21 protein-coding genes and 1 tRNA gene are annotated in these 18,468 nt (G+C 57.9%); 10 read left to right on the top strand and 12 right to left on the bottom strand.

The genetic code is table 11. The features are described 5' to 3' along the window. Nucleotides 1-115 precede the first annotated feature (115 nt). The 3 genes from ACR0BT_RS18035 to ACR0BT_RS18025 are packed head-to-tail and all read left to right on the top strand — an operon-like array spanning nt 116 to nt 4,057. Nucleotides 116-2,320 carry a HEAT repeat domain-containing protein gene (locus ACR0BT_RS18035; RefSeq protein WP_480763765.1) on the top strand — a complete coding sequence of 735 codons (2,205 nt, stop codon included), beginning with the start codon at nt 116-118 and terminating at the stop codon, nt 2,318-2,320. Between the two features lie 14 nt (nt 2,321-2,334). Beyond that, the gene (locus ACR0BT_RS18030) at nt 2,335-2,820 is read left to right on the top strand and encodes a plastocyanin/azurin family copper-binding protein (protein ID WP_170636912.1); all 486 of its coding nucleotides are present in this window, start codon (nt 2,335-2,337) and stop codon (nt 2,818-2,820) included. Further along, a complete protein-coding gene (locus ACR0BT_RS18025) occupies nt 2,813-4,057 on the top strand; it encodes a molybdopterin molybdotransferase MoeA (RefSeq protein WP_480763764.1) in 1,245 nt (414 codons plus the stop codon). The genes ACR0BT_RS18030 and ACR0BT_RS18025 overlap by 8 nt, the downstream gene beginning before the upstream one ends. A gap of 153 nt (nt 4,058-4,210) precedes the next feature. Here ACR0BT_RS18025 and ACR0BT_RS18020 read toward each other — a convergent pair whose 3' ends face one another. The 8 genes from ACR0BT_RS18020 to ACR0BT_RS17985 form a co-directional block, all read right to left on the bottom strand. Continuing rightward, nucleotides 4,211-4,729: a GNAT family N-acetyltransferase gene (locus tag ACR0BT_RS18020; RefSeq protein WP_170425708.1), complete on the bottom strand. Its 519-nt coding sequence runs from the start codon at nt 4,727-4,729 to the stop codon at nt 4,211-4,213. Then, a complete protein-coding gene (locus ACR0BT_RS18015; RefSeq protein WP_170513838.1) occupies nt 4,726-5,280 on the bottom strand; it encodes a helix-turn-helix domain-containing protein in 555 nt (184 codons plus the stop codon). The genes ACR0BT_RS18020 and ACR0BT_RS18015 overlap by 4 nt, the downstream gene beginning before the upstream one ends. Before the next feature lie 116 nt (nt 5,281-5,396). Further along, entirely contained in the window at nt 5,397-6,413 is a 1,017-nt protein-coding gene (locus ACR0BT_RS18010) for a Fe(3+) ABC transporter substrate-binding protein (protein WP_170398498.1), read from the bottom strand. Nucleotides 6,414-6,554: 141 nt separating this feature from the next. Further along, nucleotides 6,555-7,118 (bottom strand): hypothetical protein, encoded by a 564-nt coding sequence (locus ACR0BT_RS18005; protein ID WP_170398500.1) that lies wholly within the window; start codon nt 7,116-7,118, stop codon nt 6,555-6,557. Nucleotides 7,119-7,138: 20 nt separating this feature from the next. Continuing rightward, a complete protein-coding gene (locus ACR0BT_RS18000; protein ID WP_480563069.1) occupies nt 7,139-7,660 on the bottom strand; it encodes a hypothetical protein in 522 nt (173 codons plus the stop codon). Beyond that, nucleotides 7,650-8,036, bottom strand: a complete 387-nt coding sequence (locus tag ACR0BT_RS17995; protein ID WP_170398504.1) for a hypothetical protein — start codon at nt 8,034-8,036, stop codon at nt 7,650-7,652. The genes ACR0BT_RS18000 and ACR0BT_RS17995 overlap by 11 nt, the downstream gene beginning before the upstream one ends. A gap of 185 nt (nt 8,037-8,221) precedes the next feature. Beyond that, nucleotides 8,222-8,347: a type B 50S ribosomal protein L36 gene (gene ykgO / locus ACR0BT_RS17990; RefSeq protein WP_005648635.1), complete on the bottom strand. Its 126-nt coding sequence runs from the start codon at nt 8,345-8,347 to the stop codon at nt 8,222-8,224. A gap of 92 nt (nt 8,348-8,439) precedes the next feature. Further along, nucleotides 8,440-8,514 (bottom strand) — tRNA-Val (locus tag ACR0BT_RS17985). A 149-nt stretch (nt 8,515-8,663) separates the two neighbouring features. On the opposite strand from ACR0BT_RS17985, the gene ACR0BT_RS17980 reads away from it, so the two are divergent. Beyond that, entirely contained in the window at nt 8,664-9,536 is an 873-nt protein-coding gene (locus tag ACR0BT_RS17980; RefSeq protein WP_480763763.1) for an N-formylglutamate amidohydrolase, read from the top strand. Nucleotides 9,537-9,538: 2 nt separating this feature from the next. Here ACR0BT_RS17980 and ACR0BT_RS17975 read toward each other — a convergent pair whose 3' ends face one another. After that, a complete protein-coding gene (locus ACR0BT_RS17975; RefSeq protein WP_170819142.1) occupies nt 9,539-10,792 on the bottom strand; it encodes a DNA polymerase IV in 1,254 nt (417 codons plus the stop codon). A gap of 91 nt (nt 10,793-10,883) precedes the next feature. Between ACR0BT_RS17975 and ACR0BT_RS17970 the strand changes: the two genes are divergently transcribed. After that, nucleotides 10,884-11,282 (top strand): NUDIX hydrolase, encoded by a 399-nt coding sequence (locus tag ACR0BT_RS17970; protein ID WP_170636918.1) that lies wholly within the window; start codon nt 10,884-10,886, stop codon nt 11,280-11,282. Between the two features lie 307 nt (nt 11,283-11,589). Here the strand turns inward: ACR0BT_RS17970 and pyrF are convergent, their stop codons facing one another. Further along, nucleotides 11,590-12,294 carry an orotidine-5'-phosphate decarboxylase gene (pyrF, locus tag ACR0BT_RS17965; RefSeq protein WP_170636919.1) on the bottom strand — a complete coding sequence of 235 codons (705 nt, stop codon included), beginning with the start codon at nt 12,292-12,294 and terminating at the stop codon, nt 11,590-11,592. A gap of 141 nt (nt 12,295-12,435) precedes the next feature. Here pyrF and ACR0BT_RS17960 point away from each other — a divergent pair, with 141 nt between their 5' ends. Then, on the top strand, nt 12,436-12,756 hold the full coding sequence (locus ACR0BT_RS17960; RefSeq protein WP_170636920.1) for a hypothetical protein: 321 nt from the start codon (nt 12,436-12,438) through the stop codon (nt 12,754-12,756). A gap of 127 nt (nt 12,757-12,883) precedes the next feature. Further along, nucleotides 12,884-15,502, top strand: coding sequence for an ATP-dependent chaperone ClpB (clpB, locus tag ACR0BT_RS17955; protein ID WP_170733878.1), 2,619 nt, complete (start codon nt 12,884-12,886; stop codon nt 15,500-15,502). Nucleotides 15,503-15,574: 72 nt separating this feature from the next. On the opposite strand, the gene ACR0BT_RS17950 is transcribed toward clpB, so the two are convergent. Beyond that, the gene (locus ACR0BT_RS17950; protein ID WP_480763761.1) at nt 15,575-15,952 is read right to left on the bottom strand and encodes a VOC family protein; all 378 of its coding nucleotides are present in this window, start codon (nt 15,950-15,952) and stop codon (nt 15,575-15,577) included. 40 nt (nt 15,953-15,992) lie between these two features. On the opposite strand from ACR0BT_RS17950, the gene ACR0BT_RS17945 reads away from it, so the two are divergent. From ACR0BT_RS17945 to msrQ, 3 genes are all read left to right on the top strand, one after another. After that, on the top strand, nt 15,993-16,532 hold the full coding sequence (locus tag ACR0BT_RS17945; RefSeq protein ID WP_480763760.1) for a winged helix-turn-helix transcriptional regulator: 540 nt from the start codon (nt 15,993-15,995) through the stop codon (nt 16,530-16,532). 131 nt (nt 16,533-16,663) lie between these two features. After that, the gene (gene msrP, locus ACR0BT_RS17940) at nt 16,664-17,563 is read left to right on the top strand and encodes a protein-methionine-sulfoxide reductase catalytic subunit MsrP (protein ID WP_480763759.1); all 900 of its coding nucleotides are present in this window, start codon (nt 16,664-16,666) and stop codon (nt 17,561-17,563) included. A gap of 4 nt (nt 17,564-17,567) precedes the next feature. After that, the gene (gene msrQ, locus ACR0BT_RS17935) at nt 17,568-18,182 is read left to right on the top strand and encodes a protein-methionine-sulfoxide reductase heme-binding subunit MsrQ (RefSeq protein ID WP_170398528.1); all 615 of its coding nucleotides are present in this window, start codon (nt 17,568-17,570) and stop codon (nt 18,180-18,182) included. A 100-nt stretch (nt 18,183-18,282) separates the two neighbouring features. Here the strand turns inward: msrQ and ACR0BT_RS17930 are convergent. Then, nucleotides 18,283-18,468: hypothetical protein (locus ACR0BT_RS17930; protein WP_480763758.1), on the bottom strand; the 186-nt coding region annotated here is incomplete at its 5' end.

Below are 18,468 nucleotides of genomic sequence, written 5' to 3'. Positions count from 1 at the left end.
CCCCTCGGGTCCGGTCCCACTGCAGAAGGGACCACCTGGAAGGCAGGCTTCGGTTGGGAAACCTGTCTTCCACATTCACCCAACCCGTCCCAACGCAAAACATGGCAGACCTGATATGAACATGCATTCCGATACCGCCCTGCGTGACGAGGCCACCAGCCTGTTCTCCGACTATGCAAAATCTGATTATGACGTGATCCGCCTGCGCGCCATTCAGGCCCTGGCCGCCATTGGGGCCAGTAACAGCCCGGCCTTGATCGAGGCGCTGTTGGATGATGACGAAGACGTCCGGCAAGACGCAGCCCAAGCGCTGGGCGCGCTGGGCGTAACGGAGGCCGCGCCGCAACTGCTGGAAAACCTGATCCACGATCCCTGCGGTGAGGTGAAACTGGCCTGCGTCACCGCCTTAGCACAGCTGAACGCCAAGGACGCCACGCCGTACCTGCGCACCCTCGTCACTGGACGCGGCGAGGATATCACTTGGGACGAGGACGAGCTGCATCAGGATGAATGGGACGACTGGCTGGATACTCAGATCGCGGCAATCAAAGCGTTAGGTCGCATGGGCGATGCGGCTGCGATTGAACCCATTGTCATGGCCCTGATGGACGAAGACGGGCAGGAACTGGGGGATATGGCCTGCGAAGCGCTGGGCCAGATCGGTACGCCGTCCGTGCCGACCTTGGGTGTGTTCGCCCAATCCTCGAACCGCCGTCTGCGTCACCGCGCTCTGCGCACGCTGGCCGGGATCGGTGGAGCCGAGGCCGAAGCCATCTTGCGCAAAGCCACCACCGACAAGGACGGGGCCGTGCGTCTGATCGCTTATGAGGCGCTGATGCCGAACGACCCGGCGCTGGTCGAACAGGCCCTGACAGATGCGGTCGAGGATATCCGCATCGCAGCGCTGAACCAGTCCGGCCTTTCCGAACCCGAACTGCTGGACCGCATGATGCGCGACCCCGGCGCCAAGGTGAAACTGGCGCTGATCGACCGGCTGGACCGCAGCCAGCCTATCGTTGATCAAGACGACCTGCGCTGGCAGGTGCTGGATTTCCTCGCAACCGGACAACAGCCTGAGGTCTCGGCGCAGGCGCTGGGCCTGCTGGCGGCGTTGGCCCCGCAACTGGTGGCAGATCGGCTGAACGCGCTGTTCTCGGTCGAGGCGGACGACCTCAAGGCCGAGCGTATCCAATGGGCCATCGTCGACGCGCTGGCGACCTCGCCCCTGCGCGAGGCGGCAGAATGGCTGCAACGCGCCTGCCGCGCGCCCTTCCGGTCGGTGCGGCTGAAGGCCGTGGCCTCGCTGGCGATGATTGTTACTGACACCGACCGCCCGCATGTGAACCAGCAGCAGGGCCGCGAATTGCTGCTGTCCTTCGCGCTCGCCCCGATGAGCGTGGTCGAAGACGCGCACGAGGAAGAGGCCCCGCAAACCGACATCGCCGCGCTGGAAGAGGCAGGGCTGGATGTATCCGACGGTGGTGAAAACGGCCCTACCTCCAGCCTCGGCGCGATCCTTGGCCATGACGCTATCGCGGCAGAGATGAAGAAAGAGGCCGAGGATGATGACCTGCACCCCCTGACGCCACGCGAGCAGGCATTGTTGGTCAAGGCCACCCGCCATCCCAAACGCCGCCGCGTGGCGTTGGATGACAATGCCGAAGCCTTGGAGCGTGAGACCCGCATTTCGGCCATCCGCCTGCTGGGCGACGTCACAGGTATGCAGATCATGCTGGCGCAGATCGCGCAGGACCCCGAGACCGAGATCGCTGCGCAGGCGCTGGTGGCACTGGGCTTGTCGGTCGCGCGCAACGGGTCCGAACTGAACCAGTCGCATTTGATCGAGCTGATCACACAGGGGCTTTCGCATACCGATGCCAATCTGTCCCTGCAGGCGCTGAACCTGCTGCAACAGGCTGACCTGCCACCGCAGGATGCGCTGCGGGGCAAATTGCGGGCAATGCTGAAAACCGGAGATACTGCCTTTCGTATCGACGCCATGCAGATTCTGACCCGCTGGGACGGGACGGCCGATGTGGCGCGCAGCTTGCTGGACGATGTCTCGGCCCCGGTACGGCAGGCGGCGATGCGGCTTTTGTCTGAAACGGCCCCGGATCAGGCAGGTGCGGCCATCGTACCCTTCCTTCTGGCCAATCCTGAGCAACGGATCGTGACCTATGTCAATGACAGCACCCCTGCCTTGGTGTCCATTGGGCGCGAATTGTTGGCCGGATTGCGCGACGAGAATCGCCGCGCCCAGTGGCCGGTGTTGATCAGCGCTTTGGCCGACCTGTTGGGAGACCCCTACCGGGCGGTCTGAAACCGGAGGGATAGATGGCGATTTCGCTGAAACTAGGCGCGGCGATTCTAACGGGAGCAATGGCTTTTGGTAGTGTCGCACTGGCCGAGGAGATCCCCGAGGTTGCCGTAGTTCATCAGGTCATCGACCTGAACGCCGACACTCCGGCGCATGCATTTCGGTTCGAACCCAAATTCCTGCAGGTTCCCGCTGGGGCGACTGTGCGTTTCAAAGGCTCGACCGGGCGGCACACGGTCACTGCCATTCCTCGAATGATACCCGTGGGCGCGCGCGTCTTCGAGATTCGGGGCAAACCCGAACTGGATCTGACTTTCGAGAAAGAGGGAGTCTACGGCATCCGTTGCCGCGTTCATGGGCGTCACGGAATGGTCATGCTGCTGGTAGTTGGTGATCCAAGCTCGAATCTCGAAGAAGCCAAGGCCTATCTACCTAAACTTGGAGAGGCCGAGCGGGTCGGTTTCGAAGAGCTCTTTGCGAATATGGAGGCCCAAAATGGCTGATGGATGTGCCTGCGACCACCATGCTCATATGTACCTGACCGTAGATGACGCCCTGAGGCGCGGTTTGTCCGTGGCCAACCCCATCACGGATATCGAAACACTGCCGCTGGTGCAGGCCATTGGCCGGATATTGGCCGAGGATTGCGCTAGCAATGTAGACATGCCCGCCTTCGATAACTCGGCCATGGACGGCTATGCCGTTCGCAGCGCCGATCTGGGCGAGGGGCCTGTGTTCGAACTGCTAGTTGGCGGGCGCATAGCCGCCGGTGATAGCGGCGCACACGATGCGCCAGATGGCAGTGCCTTGCGTATATTCACAGGAGCGCCGGTGCCGTCCGAGTTCGATGCGGTATTAATGCAGGAAGACTGTGAGTTTCAGTCCGATCGCATCCGGTTCAACCGCCGTCCAAAATCCGGTCAGCATATCCGTCGCGCGGGCGAGGATTTGAAAGCTGGTGCCACGATCCTGCGGCGCGGGTGTGAAATTACTGCGCGTGAGGCCGCCGCGTTGGCCTCGGCTGGTTATGGCGAGGTGAAGGTTTATCGCAAGCTCAAGGTCACGATCTTCTCGACCGGTAGCGAGCTGCGCCAGCCGGGTGAAGCGCTTGGCCCCGGACAGATCTACAACTCGAACCGGTACATGCTTTTGGCTTTGCTGGATAAACCCTGGATCGAACTAGCCGACCGAGGCCCGGTCGAAGATGATCCGGTGCTGCTGAAGCAGGTCTTGAGGGAGGCCTGTAATAGCTCGGACCTGATTATCACCACGGGCGGTGTTTCGGTCGGGGACGAAGACCACATGCCGCGCCTGTTCAGTGAAATCGGTGGCGAAACCGAGGTGATGAAAGTGGCGATGAAACCCGGCAAGCCGATCATGTTCGGTTGTCGGGGTGATGCGCTTTATGTGGGCCTGCCGGGAAATCCGGTTTCGGCCTTTGTGACGTGGCAGATCATTGGTGCGCGGATGATGGAACGCCGTGCCGGTCTGCATCGGAACGAACGCACCCCGGAGCAGGCGGTTTTGGCAGAACCTCTTCAACGCCGCGCGGGGCGGCGTGAGTACCGCCCGGTAAGCATCGACGGATGTACACCGAATGGCGCACCGCGATTGCGCCTGATGGCCGAGTCTTACAGCGGGCGCGTTGCCCTTCTTGCACAGGCCGATGGTCTGGTAATTATTCCGGCAGAAACTGAGAAGCTGCCAGCCGGAGAAGCTCTGGAGTTCCTTCGATTCTAGATTGATCCCGATGCGCTTGAGGTATCAAATTCTTTGGTCAACGAGCGCCCTTTGCTGTCGATGGCGCGCGGCTGTAGGCCATTGGTGCCGACCTATGTCGGGACCTTCGGGGATCGCCGAATGCTCTGTCGCGAATGTGCGCGCGACGGACAGCTAGGTGACGTCCTTGAACATGTAAGTGGTCGGCTCCAGCCGATCCTCAAACGGGTTTCGGCAATAGTTCGGGATCTCTCCGGCAATCTGAAAACCCATCGACTGATACAGCAAGCGTGAAGGATCGCTGCTACGGGTGTCCAGCACCAGCATCGTGCGTTTCAATTCCCGAGCACGCTCATGCAGTGCCTCCATCAGCGACCGACCCAAACCGCGACGGCGAGCCTGCGGATGAACCAGCAGCTTTGCCACATCCGCGCGATGTGGCTGGTTTGGCATTGCGGCGGGGATCAATTGCACCGTGCCCAGAATGCGTCCGTCACCATATGCGACAAACAGATCGAGTGTCTCCGCGCGGAGTTCGGGCTGCACCCTGTCCCGCCAATAGGCGCGGGCATCGTCCCGCGAAAAAGGAAGGATGAACCCGATACTGGCACCGGTATGGACACAGCGGTGCAGGATATCGGTCAGATCCTCAAGCGCTTCGTCGAAATATTCCTGTGGCAATCGCGTAATCATATCAGCACCAACAGATAGCGCGCACCGCGTTTGGGTCCGGTTTCGAACTGCGTTGGCCCCGACAGGTGATAGCGAAGGCAGTCGCCGCCGCTGAGCGCATGGGCAATCCCGTCCACTGTCAACGTTAGCCCTCCATCAAGTAGGATCAGGTGGTGCTCCTGTCCCGGCTTGGGCGGAGTATCGTAGGTGATGACAGTACCTGGGGGCAAATGACCTTCCATTACTTCCCCACTGAGGCCAGTCGCCGGTGGTGAAACCGAACGGCGTGTAAACCCGCTTTCGGGGTCATGCCATTCAGGCTGCTTCTCGAAAGGTACTTTGGGATCGAAACTGTCTTCGACCATCATCAGCAGGCGTGACATGGGCAGGCCGTATGCCGCGCATAAACGGCCAAGCGTTTCAGCGGTAGGGCTGACATCACCGTTTTCCATTCGCGACAGTGTCGCCCGGCTGATCCCACTTTGGTCTGCCAGCTGCTCAAGCGACCAGCCATGACCCTGGCGCAGCTCGTTCAGACGCTTAGCGAGGCGGTTTGATAGTGTATCGAGCATGGCTCACATATGGGAATCAGTTACGAATATGGGATTATTGCCTTGCTTTACTTCAAACACAATAGAAAAAGGGCGCAGAAATCTGCGCCCTTTTGCTGCTCGGGTATCGGACTGGATTACTTCCAGCCAACTTCGTTATAGATTTTCTGTGCCTCGGGGATGTTTTTGGCGGCCTCTGAGAGGTTCACCTCATCTGCTTTGAACTCCCCCAGAGCGGCCACGTTCTCAGCCAGCGCAACGCCTTCGACAGCGGGGTATTCATCGTTTCCGTTCGAGAAGTAGACCTGCGCCTGATCGCTTGCGAGATACTCAAGGAACTTAATCGCGTTTTCTTTGTTCGGCGCGTTTGCTGCAACACCCGCACCCGACAGGTTCATATGTGCACCTTCGGCATCCTGTGCCGGGAACTGCACGCCGATCATCTCGATATCCGCGCTTAGACCCTTGACGTCTTTGCGCATAGCGCGGGCCATATAGTATGTGTTGGCAACCGCAATCTCGCACTCGCCTGACACGATGCCGCGCAGCTGGTCTGTGTCACCGCCCTGAGGTTCGCGTGCCATGTTGGCGGCGACACCTTCAGCCCATTTCCTGGCTTCTTCCGCGCCGTGATTTGCAATGATCGATGACAATAGTGTCTGGTTATAGATATTGCCGGACGAGCGAATGCAGATCTGCCCTTTATACTCCGGTTTTGCCAGATCCAGATAGGTTGCGGGTGGGTTGGCGACATCAGCCTTGTCAAAGAAGATGATCCGTGCGCGCTGAGAAAAGCCGTACCACTGATTGTCTTCGTCCTGAAGGTTTGCCGGAATACGCTCCTCTAAGATTGCGCTCTCGACCGGCTGCAGGATGCCTTCGCTCTTGGCGCGGGCCAGGCGCGAGCTGTCGACCGTCAGCAGGACATCAGCGGGCGAATTCGCGCCTTCTGCTTTCATCCGTGCGATCAGTTCGTCGGCCTTGCCTTCGATGCGGTTGATGGTGATGCCGGTGGCCTCTTCGAAGTCGGAATACAGGCGTTCGTCGGTGTCGTAGTGGCGCGAGGAATACAGGTTCAGCTCGCCCTCGGCTGCGGCAGAGGTGGCGATCAGGGCCGTCAGGGTGGCGGCAAAGCAGGTAGAGGATTTCAGCATCATTTGTCCCAACATTGAAAATCGCGACGGGAATTAACCCGACTGATTTGGTCAATTAAACGATTCTCGGTGGGATGCAAGGAAATCCGACAAAATTAGTTGGTCAAAACGTCGCTGAACTTACCTTGCCGGACGGCCCCTTCAGGATTGACGCCGCCTACTTTGTTTTCTTTCGGGTTGCGGTGGGACGGGGGACGGTGCCGGCTCGGGGTCCGGATCGTCGCTGAGCACCGGTTCTTTGGTCAGCATCGCCTGAGTTACCGCTTCCATGTATTTCTGCAGCATGACCGGCGGATCGGCTGGGGCCAGTTTGATTGACAGCCTGCTTGCGCCTTCCTGATTATAGGCATAGCGCGAGGAATAACTTGCGTTGACCTGCGCCGCCACGGGTCCCCAGCCACCTTTGACCGATGCGCTGCCTGATTTCTCGGTCTGTTTGGTCATCGAGATCGCCATCTTTACCTCGATCTCGGCCTCTTGCACCGCATAGAACGCGGGCAGGAAACCCATCGACACGAGGCTGAATTCCTTTGGGGGACCATCGGGGTTGGATAGATCGGGAAGCTGGATTTTCTGATCCGCCATGTATTTGGCGATGTCAGTCGAATGTCTATCCAATTCAGTTTGCGACTCTGCCACGGAAATCGCCAGTTTCTGAACCATTTCCGCGAAAGGGACGTTTAGCAGTTCCTGCCCGATACTCATTTCCAATCTCCTTTGTGAATTCAGTCTCTATCAATAATCTTCGTTGCGGACCGTCTTTTGACCGAGAACGAGACCTTCGCTGCGTTCTGGCTGACCGCCTGTTTCTTCGCGTTTGTAGCGAACTGGGCTTTGTCGCCATCCCGACCAAGCCCAACAAAGGCTTCGACCTGGACATTGTCGATGGTGAAATCGTCGCTGCCGTCGGATCCTGCAAGGATCTGTTCGCCCAGGGCCTGCGAAAAAACCTGCGCATCCACGATCTGCGTATCTTTGTCTTCAACCTCCATTCCGCTCTGGCCTCCGGCCATTGGGTTCACCACCGGAGAACCCGCGCCCATCAGCATGCCACCGCCTCCTTCTTCCAAATCGTCGATCTGGTCTTGCAGGTCCTGGATCGTCTCCAGCAACACGACCTCGCGCGCCTCCAGCGCGGTCAGGCGGTTTTCCAATGACTGAAGCAGTGTGGTGAACGCCTCGGGCAGTTCGGTGATGCGCACATCTATAGGCTGTTTTTTGGGGGTCTTGTCCTTTTTAGTCGCCATCGACCCCTCCACCAGAACCACCTTCATCCACCGGTCCCGGCGCGAACCGCATCCGCATGGTCGACGCGCTGCTTGCATCGAGCGTATCTGTCTGCGTCAGTTTTGGCCCACACAGAAACGCGCCAATGATCCCGCGTTTGCCTTCTTCTGTGGTACTGGTCATCTCCATGACGACCTTCAATTCTACATCGACATCCTGCATGTGGTAAAAGACTGGCGGAATGCCCATCTCGCGCAGTTCCTGAGGATAGTTCTTCAGCGCGTTCAACTGATCCAGACTAAGCTGTTCGGCGGCTTGGGCCACGCTTCGGCCTATATCGGCCACCATCTCGGTCAGGGTTGTTCCTAATAGCGTATCCAGATCATCGTTGGCCAACCCGACCTCCCGTCATAAAAAACAGGGAAAGCGTAGCACGAGACCGTCTCATAACAATACTAAATCTCAGAACCGGACTTTCGGAGCGATTTCCGGCACTTCCGCCGACACGAAAGGGCGCTAGAAGCAGGGCATAAAAAAACCGCGCTCGAAAGCGCGGTTTTTGAATTAAGTTCGTGTAGCCCTTAGCCCTGGCGAGCTTTGAACTTGCGCTGCGTCTTGTTGATCACGTAGACGCGGCCTTTGCGACGCACAACCCGGCAATCACGATGCCGGTTCTTGAGCGAGCGGAGCGAGTTCTTGACCTTCATGGGTCTGTCTCCAATCTGCGGCGCCTTCATCAAAGACGTGGCCAGCGCCTGGGTTAATCGGGTGCCCCGGAAAGACCAGAGCAATGAATTCATGGTGGGCGGTACAAGGATCGAACTTGTGACCCCTTCGATGTCAACGAAGTGCTCTACCGCTGAGCTAACCGCCCATGAAACCGTTGCGTGACCTGCCCCATAACGAAATGGGGCGCGGAACCCCGCGCCGGTAGCGGGGTCTATAAAAGGAGTCGTTGGGGGGATCAAGGGGTTTGGCAGAACTATTTTACGGTCTATGTTGAGTGCGAACAACGGAGAGCCCATGCCCGACGCCGCCACCAATGCAGCCTATATTCTGGATATGCCCGCAACGCGTACGTCCTGCGTGGTATTTGCCTCGCCCCATAGCGGTCGGACCTATCCCGAGTCTTTATTGAAGCGGACTGTTTTGAACCGCAATATGATTCGGTCCTCCGAGGATGCGTATGTCGATCAGCTTTTTTCTTCAGTCGCTGAATTCGGTGCACCGCTGCTCGCCGCGGCCATGCCGCGCGCCTATCTGGACCTGAATCGCAATTCGGATGAATTGGACCCCGCTTTGATACAGGGTGCGCGTCGTCACGGACATAATCCGCGGGTTACTTCGGGCCTCGGGGTGATTCCACGCGTGGTCGCCAACGGCAGGGCGATCTACAGCGGCAAGCTGACTATGGATGAGGCGCGCCTGCGGATCGATACCTATTGGCGTCCATACCATACTCGCCTGAAATCTCTGCTGGCGGAATCGCATCAGATGTTTGGGCAGGCCATTCTGATTGATTGCCACTCGATGCCGCACGAGGCGGTGGCGCTGGCCGGCGGCTCGCGCCGGGCCCGACCGGAAATCGTTTTGGGCGATCGGTTCGGTGCGGCCGCTTCCGGTGTGATCGTTGATCAGATCGAGGCCGCTTTTGCCGACGCGGGTCTGAATGTGGCGCGCAACACGCCTTTTGCAGGGGCCTACGTCACCCAGACCTATGGTCGACCTGCCCGCCATCAGCATGCGGTTCAAATCGAGATCGATCGTTCACTTTATATGAACGAGGAAACGATCCAGCCGAACGGCAACTTTGAGGCGTTGCGTGATGTGTTGCGGCAGGTCACCGCGCAGATCACCAGTATCGGGTCCGATCCAATGTCACTTGCCGCCGAATAGACCTAGCGCAGCGCACGACCTTTTACGATTGCATCACTACCGAAACGGCGCCGGATTTCGTCCGTCGCACGTTCGGCCTGTGATCGGCGTTCTGCACCGGGATCCAGAAGGTCGCCCGAGATATCGGCCTGATCCTCTGAGCACAGGTCAGACAGACCGCATCCCAAAAGGCGATAGGGACCCTGATCGCCAACCTGATCAAATAGCCCACGAGCGGTGCGATAAATCCGGTCCGCTATCTGAGTCGCATCGCGTAGTGATATGCGCCGGGTGATGATCTTGTGGTTGGCCTGTTTCAGCTTCAGCGTCACCACTCGCCCAGCCAATCCCTTGGCTTTGGCCCGGTCAGCTACCTTTTCAGACATACGCCACAGATGCCCGTCCAGAATTTCAAGACTGGCGGTATCCTCGAAAAAAGTGGTCTCATTACTGATCGACTTCATCGGCTCATGGGCCGATACGCGCCGTTTGTCCTGCCCTCGCGCCAGATGCCACAGACGGTAGCCCATTGATCCGAACCGCGCTGTCAGCGCCTCCTGATCCCAGCGCAGAAGATCAGCAAATGTGCGAATCCCTGCGCGATCCAGAGATTCCTGCGCCGCCGGACCAATTCCCCAGATTAATCGCACCGGCCGGTCATGCAGGAAATCAGCCGTCTCGGCCTTGCCGATCACTGAAAAACCCCGAGGCTTGTCGAGATCCGAGGCCACCTTGGCCAAAAACTTGTTATGGCTCAAGCCAATCGATCCCGTCAGGCCCAGCTCATCTTTCATCCTCTTGACCAGACGCGCAAGCATGACCGCTGGCGGTGCACCATGCAGCCGCTCGGTGCCGGATAGGTCCATGAACGCCTCATCCAGCGACAGCGGTTCAACATCAGGTGTCAACTCGTCCATCATGGTGCGTATCTCGCGCGAGACGCTGGCATAGACCGACATACGCGGTTTGATCACCACCGCTTCGGGGCATAGTTGAAGCGCCTTGAACATTGGCATGGCTGAACGTACCCCGCGAACGCGGGCCACGTAACAGGCAGTCGAAACCACCCCGCGCTTGCCGCCGCCAATGATCACAGGCTTGTCGACAAGTTCGGGATTGTCGCGCTTTTCGACCGAAGCATAAAAAGCATCGCAATCCATATGCGCGATCGTCAGGTCAAACAGCTCTGGGTGCGATTTGACCCTCGGGCTGCTGCAAGTTGGGCAGCGCGGCCCTTGCTTAGTTTCCTTCAGGCAGTCGCGACAGATGGCGGGCATGATGTAGTTTCTTTCCGGCCAGCGGCGGATTGGTCAAGACATTCGATAGGTTAAAAGGTATCGCGAATGGATAAGGATAAAAAGAGGACCGATGGACTTCTCCGGGGCAAAAATAGCGTTGTTTCTGGGGCACAAGCTGCTGGTCATTCTAAGAGATGATCGATCAGATATTCCGTTTCCAGGTCATCTCGATTTTCCAGGCGGCGGGAAAGAGCCAGGCGAAACACCGATCGAATGCGCGTTGCGTGAAACAGATGAAGAGGTTGGACTGCGCCTGTGCGCAACCGATCTTGTCTGGTCACGGCAATATGGTCAAAGCTGGTTCTACGTCGCCCTGCGCCCGCCGGAAGATGTTGGCCTGATCCGTTTTGGAGACGAAGGGCAGGGGTGGAGGCTGATTTGTCCGCGGGATTATCTGTCGAATCCGTTGGCCATTCCAAATTTTGCAGATCGCCTTCGGGATTATTTGTCGGAAACGGCGCAGCTTTGAACGGGACTTAACGGCGCAGCTTTGAACGGGACTTAACGGCGCAGCTTTGAACGGGACTTCGAAAGAAAACCCCCCGCGCCTGCGGGGGGAGGTAACGAGCCTCAGGAAGAGATGGCCCGTTGGGGAGTGTCTTGTGTGTAGAATCGCCGAAAATGGCGTTTTTCGATAGCCACAAGCCGAACGCCATAAAACTCATGTTTTTCATGTGTGTTTTCGGGCACAGGGACGATTTGGCGCGGCGGCGCAAAAAATTGACCTAACGTCAATTGCTTGAGCACCGTTCCTTCCGCAATTTTTGGCTTTTCGCCTAATGGTGAGTCAATGAATTTAACTCGCTCAAAACTGCTTGTGCGGCGGCTTTGGGGTCATCCGCCTGATAAATCGGGCGGCCCACGACGATATGATCGGCCCCATCGCCGATTGCACTGGCCGGGGTTGCGACCCGCTTTTGGTCGCCCAAAGCTGCACCAGCAGGGCGTACCCCAGGGGTTACAATCAAACGACTTTCGGATTGGGGCAGGGCGCGGATTAGCGCGGCTTCCTGAGGGCTGGCGATTACGCCATCAGCTCCGGCCTCGAAAGCCTTGGCCGCGCGTTCTACAACGAGGTCCTGCACGTCACCCGCTTTCAGAAGGCTTGCATCCAGATCGTCCCTGTTCAGTGATGTTAGGACGGTTACCGCCAGAATTTTCATGTCCTTGCCTGCAGCGCCCTCCTTTGCGGCGCGTACGACATGCGGATCACCATGCACCGTCAAGAAGTCCAGATCGAACTGAGCCAACCCACGCACTGCATTTTCTACAGTGTTGCCGATATCGAACAGCTTCATGTCCAAGAAAATGCGCTTTCCGTGATCCTGTTTCAACTCGTTGGCCAATGCCAGACCGCCGCCAGTCAACATACCCAGCCCGATCTTATAGAACGAAACCGAGTCGCCCAGCCGCTCGGCCATGGCTAGACCCTGCAGGGCGTTTGGGACGTCGAGGGCTACGATAAGGCGGTCATCGGACATGGGGCGCTCCTTTTTGGCAAACGTTTGCGTCCTAACGGGTTCAGGGCGATCTGTCCATGTGTGAAGCCCGAGGTGACGCAGTTCACTCACTATTTTGCGCAATGTGCTAAAGTGCCGACGTTCAGAACAGGGATAGAAATGATGAAAAAGGTAATAGTACTTGGCGTGGCACTGATGTTGGCCGCATGCGAAGACGCGCCTCAAAGCGATCCGCCCGAAACCGGTGTCGCGCCGGCTCCAACCAATGACAATCTTCTGTTAGTGCGTGGGTACCGATCGGAAGACGACTGGTGTCAATTGACCGGGGAAACAGCCTATACCGGCAACTTCCTCGATCATACAGCAGATCTGGTTTCATGCCCCACAGGCAGCAGTGCCGAGCAATCTTTGGTCGAAATGTATAACGCTGAATTGATGGGAGAAACTGGCGGTTATTCCGTCTATTCTATTCCGCGCGGATGACGCCGATTTATATGCTCTAGCCCCTTGAATGGGAAAAGACATTTCCCAAATTGAATGTGAGGCCCAGACCGACGCGTGCCGCCAAGCGGGCGCATCAATACGGGGCGCTTAAGAAAAGGAGAATGCTATGGACTTGAACAAGTTCACTGAGCGGGCACGGGGTTTCGTGCAAGCCGCGCAGACCATTGCGCTGCGCGAGGGGCACCAAAGGCTGGAGCCCACACATATCTTGAAAGCACTGATGGACGATGATCAGGGGCTGGCCAGCAACCTGATCACACGCGCTGGCGGCGCACCGAACCGCGTGGTTGAGGCGTTGGACGCGGCCATGGGCAAAATCCCGAAGGTCAGCGGCGACGCGAGCCAGATCTATATGGACGGCCAGACCGCCAAGGTTTTGGACGAGGCAGAGAAGCTCGCCACCAAGGCGGGCGACAGCTTTGTGCCGGTCGAACGCGTTCTGATGGCGCTGTGTATGGTGAAATCCAAAGCCAAAGAGGCTTTGGAGGCCGGTGCTGTATCGGCCCAGAAACTGAACGAAGCGATCAACGATATCCGCAAAGGCCGCACTGCTGACACCGCATCGGCGGAAGAAGGCTACGACGCGCTTAAGAAATATGCGCGCGACCTGACCGAGGCTGCAGCCGAAGGCAAGATCGACCCGATCATCGGGCGGGATGAGGAAATCCGCCGTTCGATGCAGGTTCTGTCGCGCCGCACCAAGAACAATCCGGTACTGATTGGTGAACCCGGCGTCGGTAAGACCGCGATTGCCGAGGGCATGGCCCTGCGCATCGTCAATGGTGATGTGCCGGAATCATTGAAGGACAAGAAGCTTCTCGCGCTCGACATGGGTGCGCTGATCGCCGGTGCTAAATATCGCGGTGAGTTCGAAGAACGACTGAAGGCTGTTCTGACCGAAGTGACCGAAGCCGCCGGTGAGATCATACTGTTCATCGACGAGATGCACACGCTGGTAGGTGCCGGTAAATCCGACGGTGCGATGGATGCCGCCAACCTGATCAAGCCTGCGCTTGCCCGGGGTGAGTTGCATTGTATCGGCGCGACGACGCTGGATGAATACCGCAAATACGTCGAGAAAGACGCGGCCCTTGCACGACGGTTCCAGCCGGTGATGGTCACTGAGCCGACAGTTGAGGACACGATCAGCATCCTTCGCGGTATCAAGGAAAAGTACGAGCTGCACCACGGTGTGCGCATCTCGGACTCGGCGCTCGTGTCGGCGGCGACCCTGTCGCATCGCTACATCACCGACCGCTTCCTGCCCGACAAAGCCATCGACCTTGTCGATGAAGCGGCTTCGCGTTTGCGGATGGAGGTGGATTCCAAGCCCGAGGAACTCGATCAACTGGATCGTCAGATCTTGCAGATGCAGATCGAGGAAGAGGCGCTGAAGCTTGAGGATGATGCGGCATCAAAAGATCGTCTGGAAACCTTGCAAAAGGATCTGGCTGATCTGCAGGAGAAATCCGCCGAGATGACTGCTCAGTGGCAGGCAGAACGCGACAAGCTAGCTGGCGCGCGTGATCTGAAGGAACAACTCGACAAAGCGCGCGCTGATCTGGAGATCGCCAAGCGTGAGGGCAACCTCGCCAAGGCGGGTGAGCTGTCCTATGGCGTCATCCCCGAGCTTGAGAAAAAGCTGACCGAGGCTGAAAACGCCGAAAGCAACGCCATGATGGCCGAGGAAACGGTGCGCCCGGAACAGATCGCTTCGGTGGTCGAACGCTGGACCGGTATCCCGACCTCGAAAATGCTGGAAGGCGAGCGCGAGAAACTGCTGCGGATGGAAGACGATCTGCATTCCCGCGTGATCGGTCAGGATGCGGCGGTCACTGCTGTTGCCAACGCCGTGCGCCGTGCGCGTGCCGGTCTGAATGACGAGAACCGCCCATTGGGCTCGTTCCTGTTCCTCGGCCCGACCGGCGTGGGCAAGACCGAGCTGACCAAGGCCGTGGCGAACTTCCTGTTCGACGACGACAACGCGATGGTGCGCATCGACATGTCCGAGTTCATGGAGAAACACGCGGTCGCCCGTCTGATCGGTGCCCCTCCGGGCTATGTCGGCTATGACGAAGGTGGTGTGCTGACCGAAGCCGTGCGGCGCAGACCCTATCAGGTCGTGCTGTTTGACGAGGTCGAAAAGGCACACCCGGATGTGTTCAACGTGCTGCTGCAGGTCCTAGACGATGGCGTCCTGACCGATGGTCAGGGTCGTACCGTCGACTTCAAGCAGACGCTGATCATCCTGACGTCGAACCTTGGGTCTCAGGCACTCAGCCAGTTGCCCGAAGGGGCTGACAGTGCGCAAGCGCGGCGGGATGTCATGGACGCGGTCCGGGCTCATTTCCGGCCTGAATTCCTGAACCGTCTGGACGAAACCATCATCTTTGACCGGCTCAAACGGGCCGATATGGATGGCATCGTCGATATCCAGATGGCACGTCTGCAGAAACGTCTGGCCGCCCGCAAGATCGAGCTGGCACTGGATGATGGCGCGAAGGAATGGCTGGCCAATGAAGGCTATGATCCGGTCTTCGGTGCCCGCCCGCTGAAACGCGTGATCCAACGTGCCTTGCAGAACCCGCTGGCCGAGGCACTGCTGGCCGGTGAGATAAAGGATGGTGAGACCGTTCCGGTGACCGCCGGAACCGATGGTTTGATCATCGGCGACCGGCTGGGAACGTCCGAGCGTCCGCGCCCGGATGATGCAGTCGTGCATTAAATCTCAGGTAATGAAGAGACCCGCCATCCAGGCGGGTCTTTTTTTGGTGGCTTGTATTGCGACTAAGAGCGTTCAGACCTGCCCGGTCAGATCCTGCGCCAGCATCATTGCGTTGCCGTCCGGGTCGTAAAATGTGGCAGTGCTGACCATCCCCTCAATCGTCTCGGTTTCGCCGTCAAACCGAACTCCAGCCCCTTCCAAAGCATCGCGTGCGCTTGCGATATCAGCAACACCAAAGACCGGAACGGAGTTTCCGGGCGCTGGTTCTGCCTGCTCGCCCAAACCAAGGGTCACGCCTTCGGTTTTGGTGAGCATCTCGCTCCAACCCGCCTCATCAATATGATGGATCAACTCAAACCCGAGCTTGTCATTATACCAGCGCGCGCTGGCGTGGCGATCTTTGACCGAAATGGCAAGAGTGATGGTGTTTTCTAAGGAAACGAGGGGCATGGAACTTTCCTTTTGTCCTAAAATAAAGTAACTATATTTTATGGACATAAAACTACTTGTCAAGCTTACCTCCCGGGCCTGGTCACTGAACATTCTTGCGCAGCTGCACCAAGGGGTTCCGGGCAGGCAGGCCCCATTGCTCGCTGCGACCGGGGCAAGCCGGACGGCATTTACCGCAAGTCTTGAACATCTGGTCAGCCTTGGCTTGCTTGAACGGAACCCGGGCCACGGCCATCCTTTGCGCCCTGAATTCCGTTTGACCAAAGCCGGGGTTCAGGCGGCGGCTGTAGCGGCAGAAATCGTGGCCTTGGTGCCGCATGATACCGAATTGAAGCTACTGCGTCGTAGCTGGACGGTCCCTATTCTGGCGTTGACCCGCCAACCGCGGCGCTTTTCAGGGCTCAGGTCGGATCTTCGGGTGATCACTGATCGCGCATTGTCGTCCTCGCTCAAGCAGTTAGAGGCGCAGGATTGGGTTCGGCGCGATATCGAAATTTCGGCCCGGCTGCCTTTTCCGACCTATCAGGCGGTCAATCTTGGGTGCGAAATAAACCGTGTTGTCGGCTTGAACATCGGGTGACCGTTATCCTCGCGCCCAAGCGTACCTAATTTTCGTTACAATCTGTTCGCTCAATCGTGACGCCTGTTTCCTTGGCTCTGTGCTATCAGACCTTACCTCAGTTACGAGGTTAATGGATAACGGAGAACCAAATGGCGCATCGCTGGACCAACAAACTGACGCATGCGGACGTCACCCCAAGGGCGGCGTTTCTGAACCGGCGACAGGTCATGGCCGGTTTGGCGGGTGTCGGGCTGGCGAGCCTGGCGCGGCCAGCGGCGGCCGAGGCGCTTGAACCGAATACCTGGGAAGAGATTACTTCCTACAACAATTATTATGAGTTCGGGACACGCAAGGATGATCCGGCGAAATATGCACACACACTGGTAACCGAGCCCTGGAGTGTAACCATCGACGGTCTGGTCGACCGCCCTGGTGAATATGATTTCAAAGACATCATGTCTGAAATGACTGTTGAGGAGCGAATCTATCGGTTCCGCTGTGTTGAGGCCTGGTCGATGGTGATACCTTGGAACGGGTTTGAACTGGCAGATCTACTCGGCATGGCTGGCGTTCAGGACGGCGCGAAATACGTGGCGTTTGAGACCGCCTATCGTCCCGATGAGATGCCGGGTGTGGCGTATCCGGTACTAGACTGGCCATATCGCGAAGGGCTGCGTTTGGATGAGGCGATGCATCCGCTGACCATTATGGCTACTGGGATCTACGGCAGCGACATCCCGAACCAGAACGGCGCGCCTTTGCGATTGGTGGTACCGTGGAAATACGGCTTCAAATCGATCAAATCGATCGTGCGGATTACCTTGACGGATACCCAGCCTCCGACAAGTTGGAACATGGCAGGTCCTAGGGAATATGGGTTCTACAGCAATGTGAACCCCAATGTGGATCACCCCCGATGGTCGCAGGCCTCGGAACGTCAAATCGGCGGAGGTCTGTTTGCCAAGCGAATCCCGACGCTGATGTTCAACGGATATGAAGATGAGGTCGCCAGCCTTTACGAAGGCATGGATCTGGCGAAGAACTACTGAGATGATGCGGCGGCTCAACGACCTCTTGCGACGGCTTCCCAATTGGGCTGTTTATCTGCTGGGCGCGCTGCCTGCGCCCTGGTTGTTTTATCAGGGCATGACCGGGGGTCTCGGGGTCGAGCCGATCGAGGCGCTCGAGCACGAGTTTGGCGAACTGGCGCTGCAGCTTCTGATTTTGGGTCTCGCGATTTCGCCCTTGCGTCGCTTCGCTGGCCTAAATCTGATGAAGTTCCGCCGCGCGATAGGTGTACTGACATTTTCCTATGTCGCATTGCACCTGTTGATCTGGCTGGTTCTGGATGTTCAGATTCCCAGCCAAATCTGGGCGGACATTATCAAGCGGCCCTATATCACGGTGGGCATGGCTGCTTTTGTATTGTTACTGCCGCTTGCAATCACGTCCAACAACTGGGCGGTTCGCCGTTTGGGGCCTCGTTGGCGCAAATTGCATCGTCTGGTCTACCCGGCAGCAATTCTGGGCGCGCTTCATTATGTGATGCTGGCGAAGGGGTTTCAGATCGAGCCATTGGTCTACCTGGCGATTATCCTGGGTCTTCTGGCCTTGCGCTTGCCGGTCACATCATTCCTGATCCGGTTTAGGCAAGCCGATTCAGCCTGACTCGCAGGCGAGTCTGTGGGTAACAGTGTGAATAACATATCCATGGCGCTGATTTGCGATGGTCTGTGTCCGCGACATCCGGGTTGAATGGCTGGATATTCTACGTAACCGTTTGTTTTTGTATGATAAAATACTGTTTTTGCGTTTTTTTGCGTTTTTTTGATTTTTCCACTTGCGGCTTTTGGGCGATATACTTAGAACGCCCTTCACCGGCGCTGCTGAGGTGCTGGGACGCGGTGGAAGCTGCGGAGACGCTCGGGAGAGACTGGGGGCATCTGAGGTTTTT

This window comes from Ruegeria sp. CJ6 (genome assembly GCF_056536665.1).
Note: the sequence above shows the minus strand (reverse complement) of the source record. Positions and strands in the feature narration are given on the sequence as shown.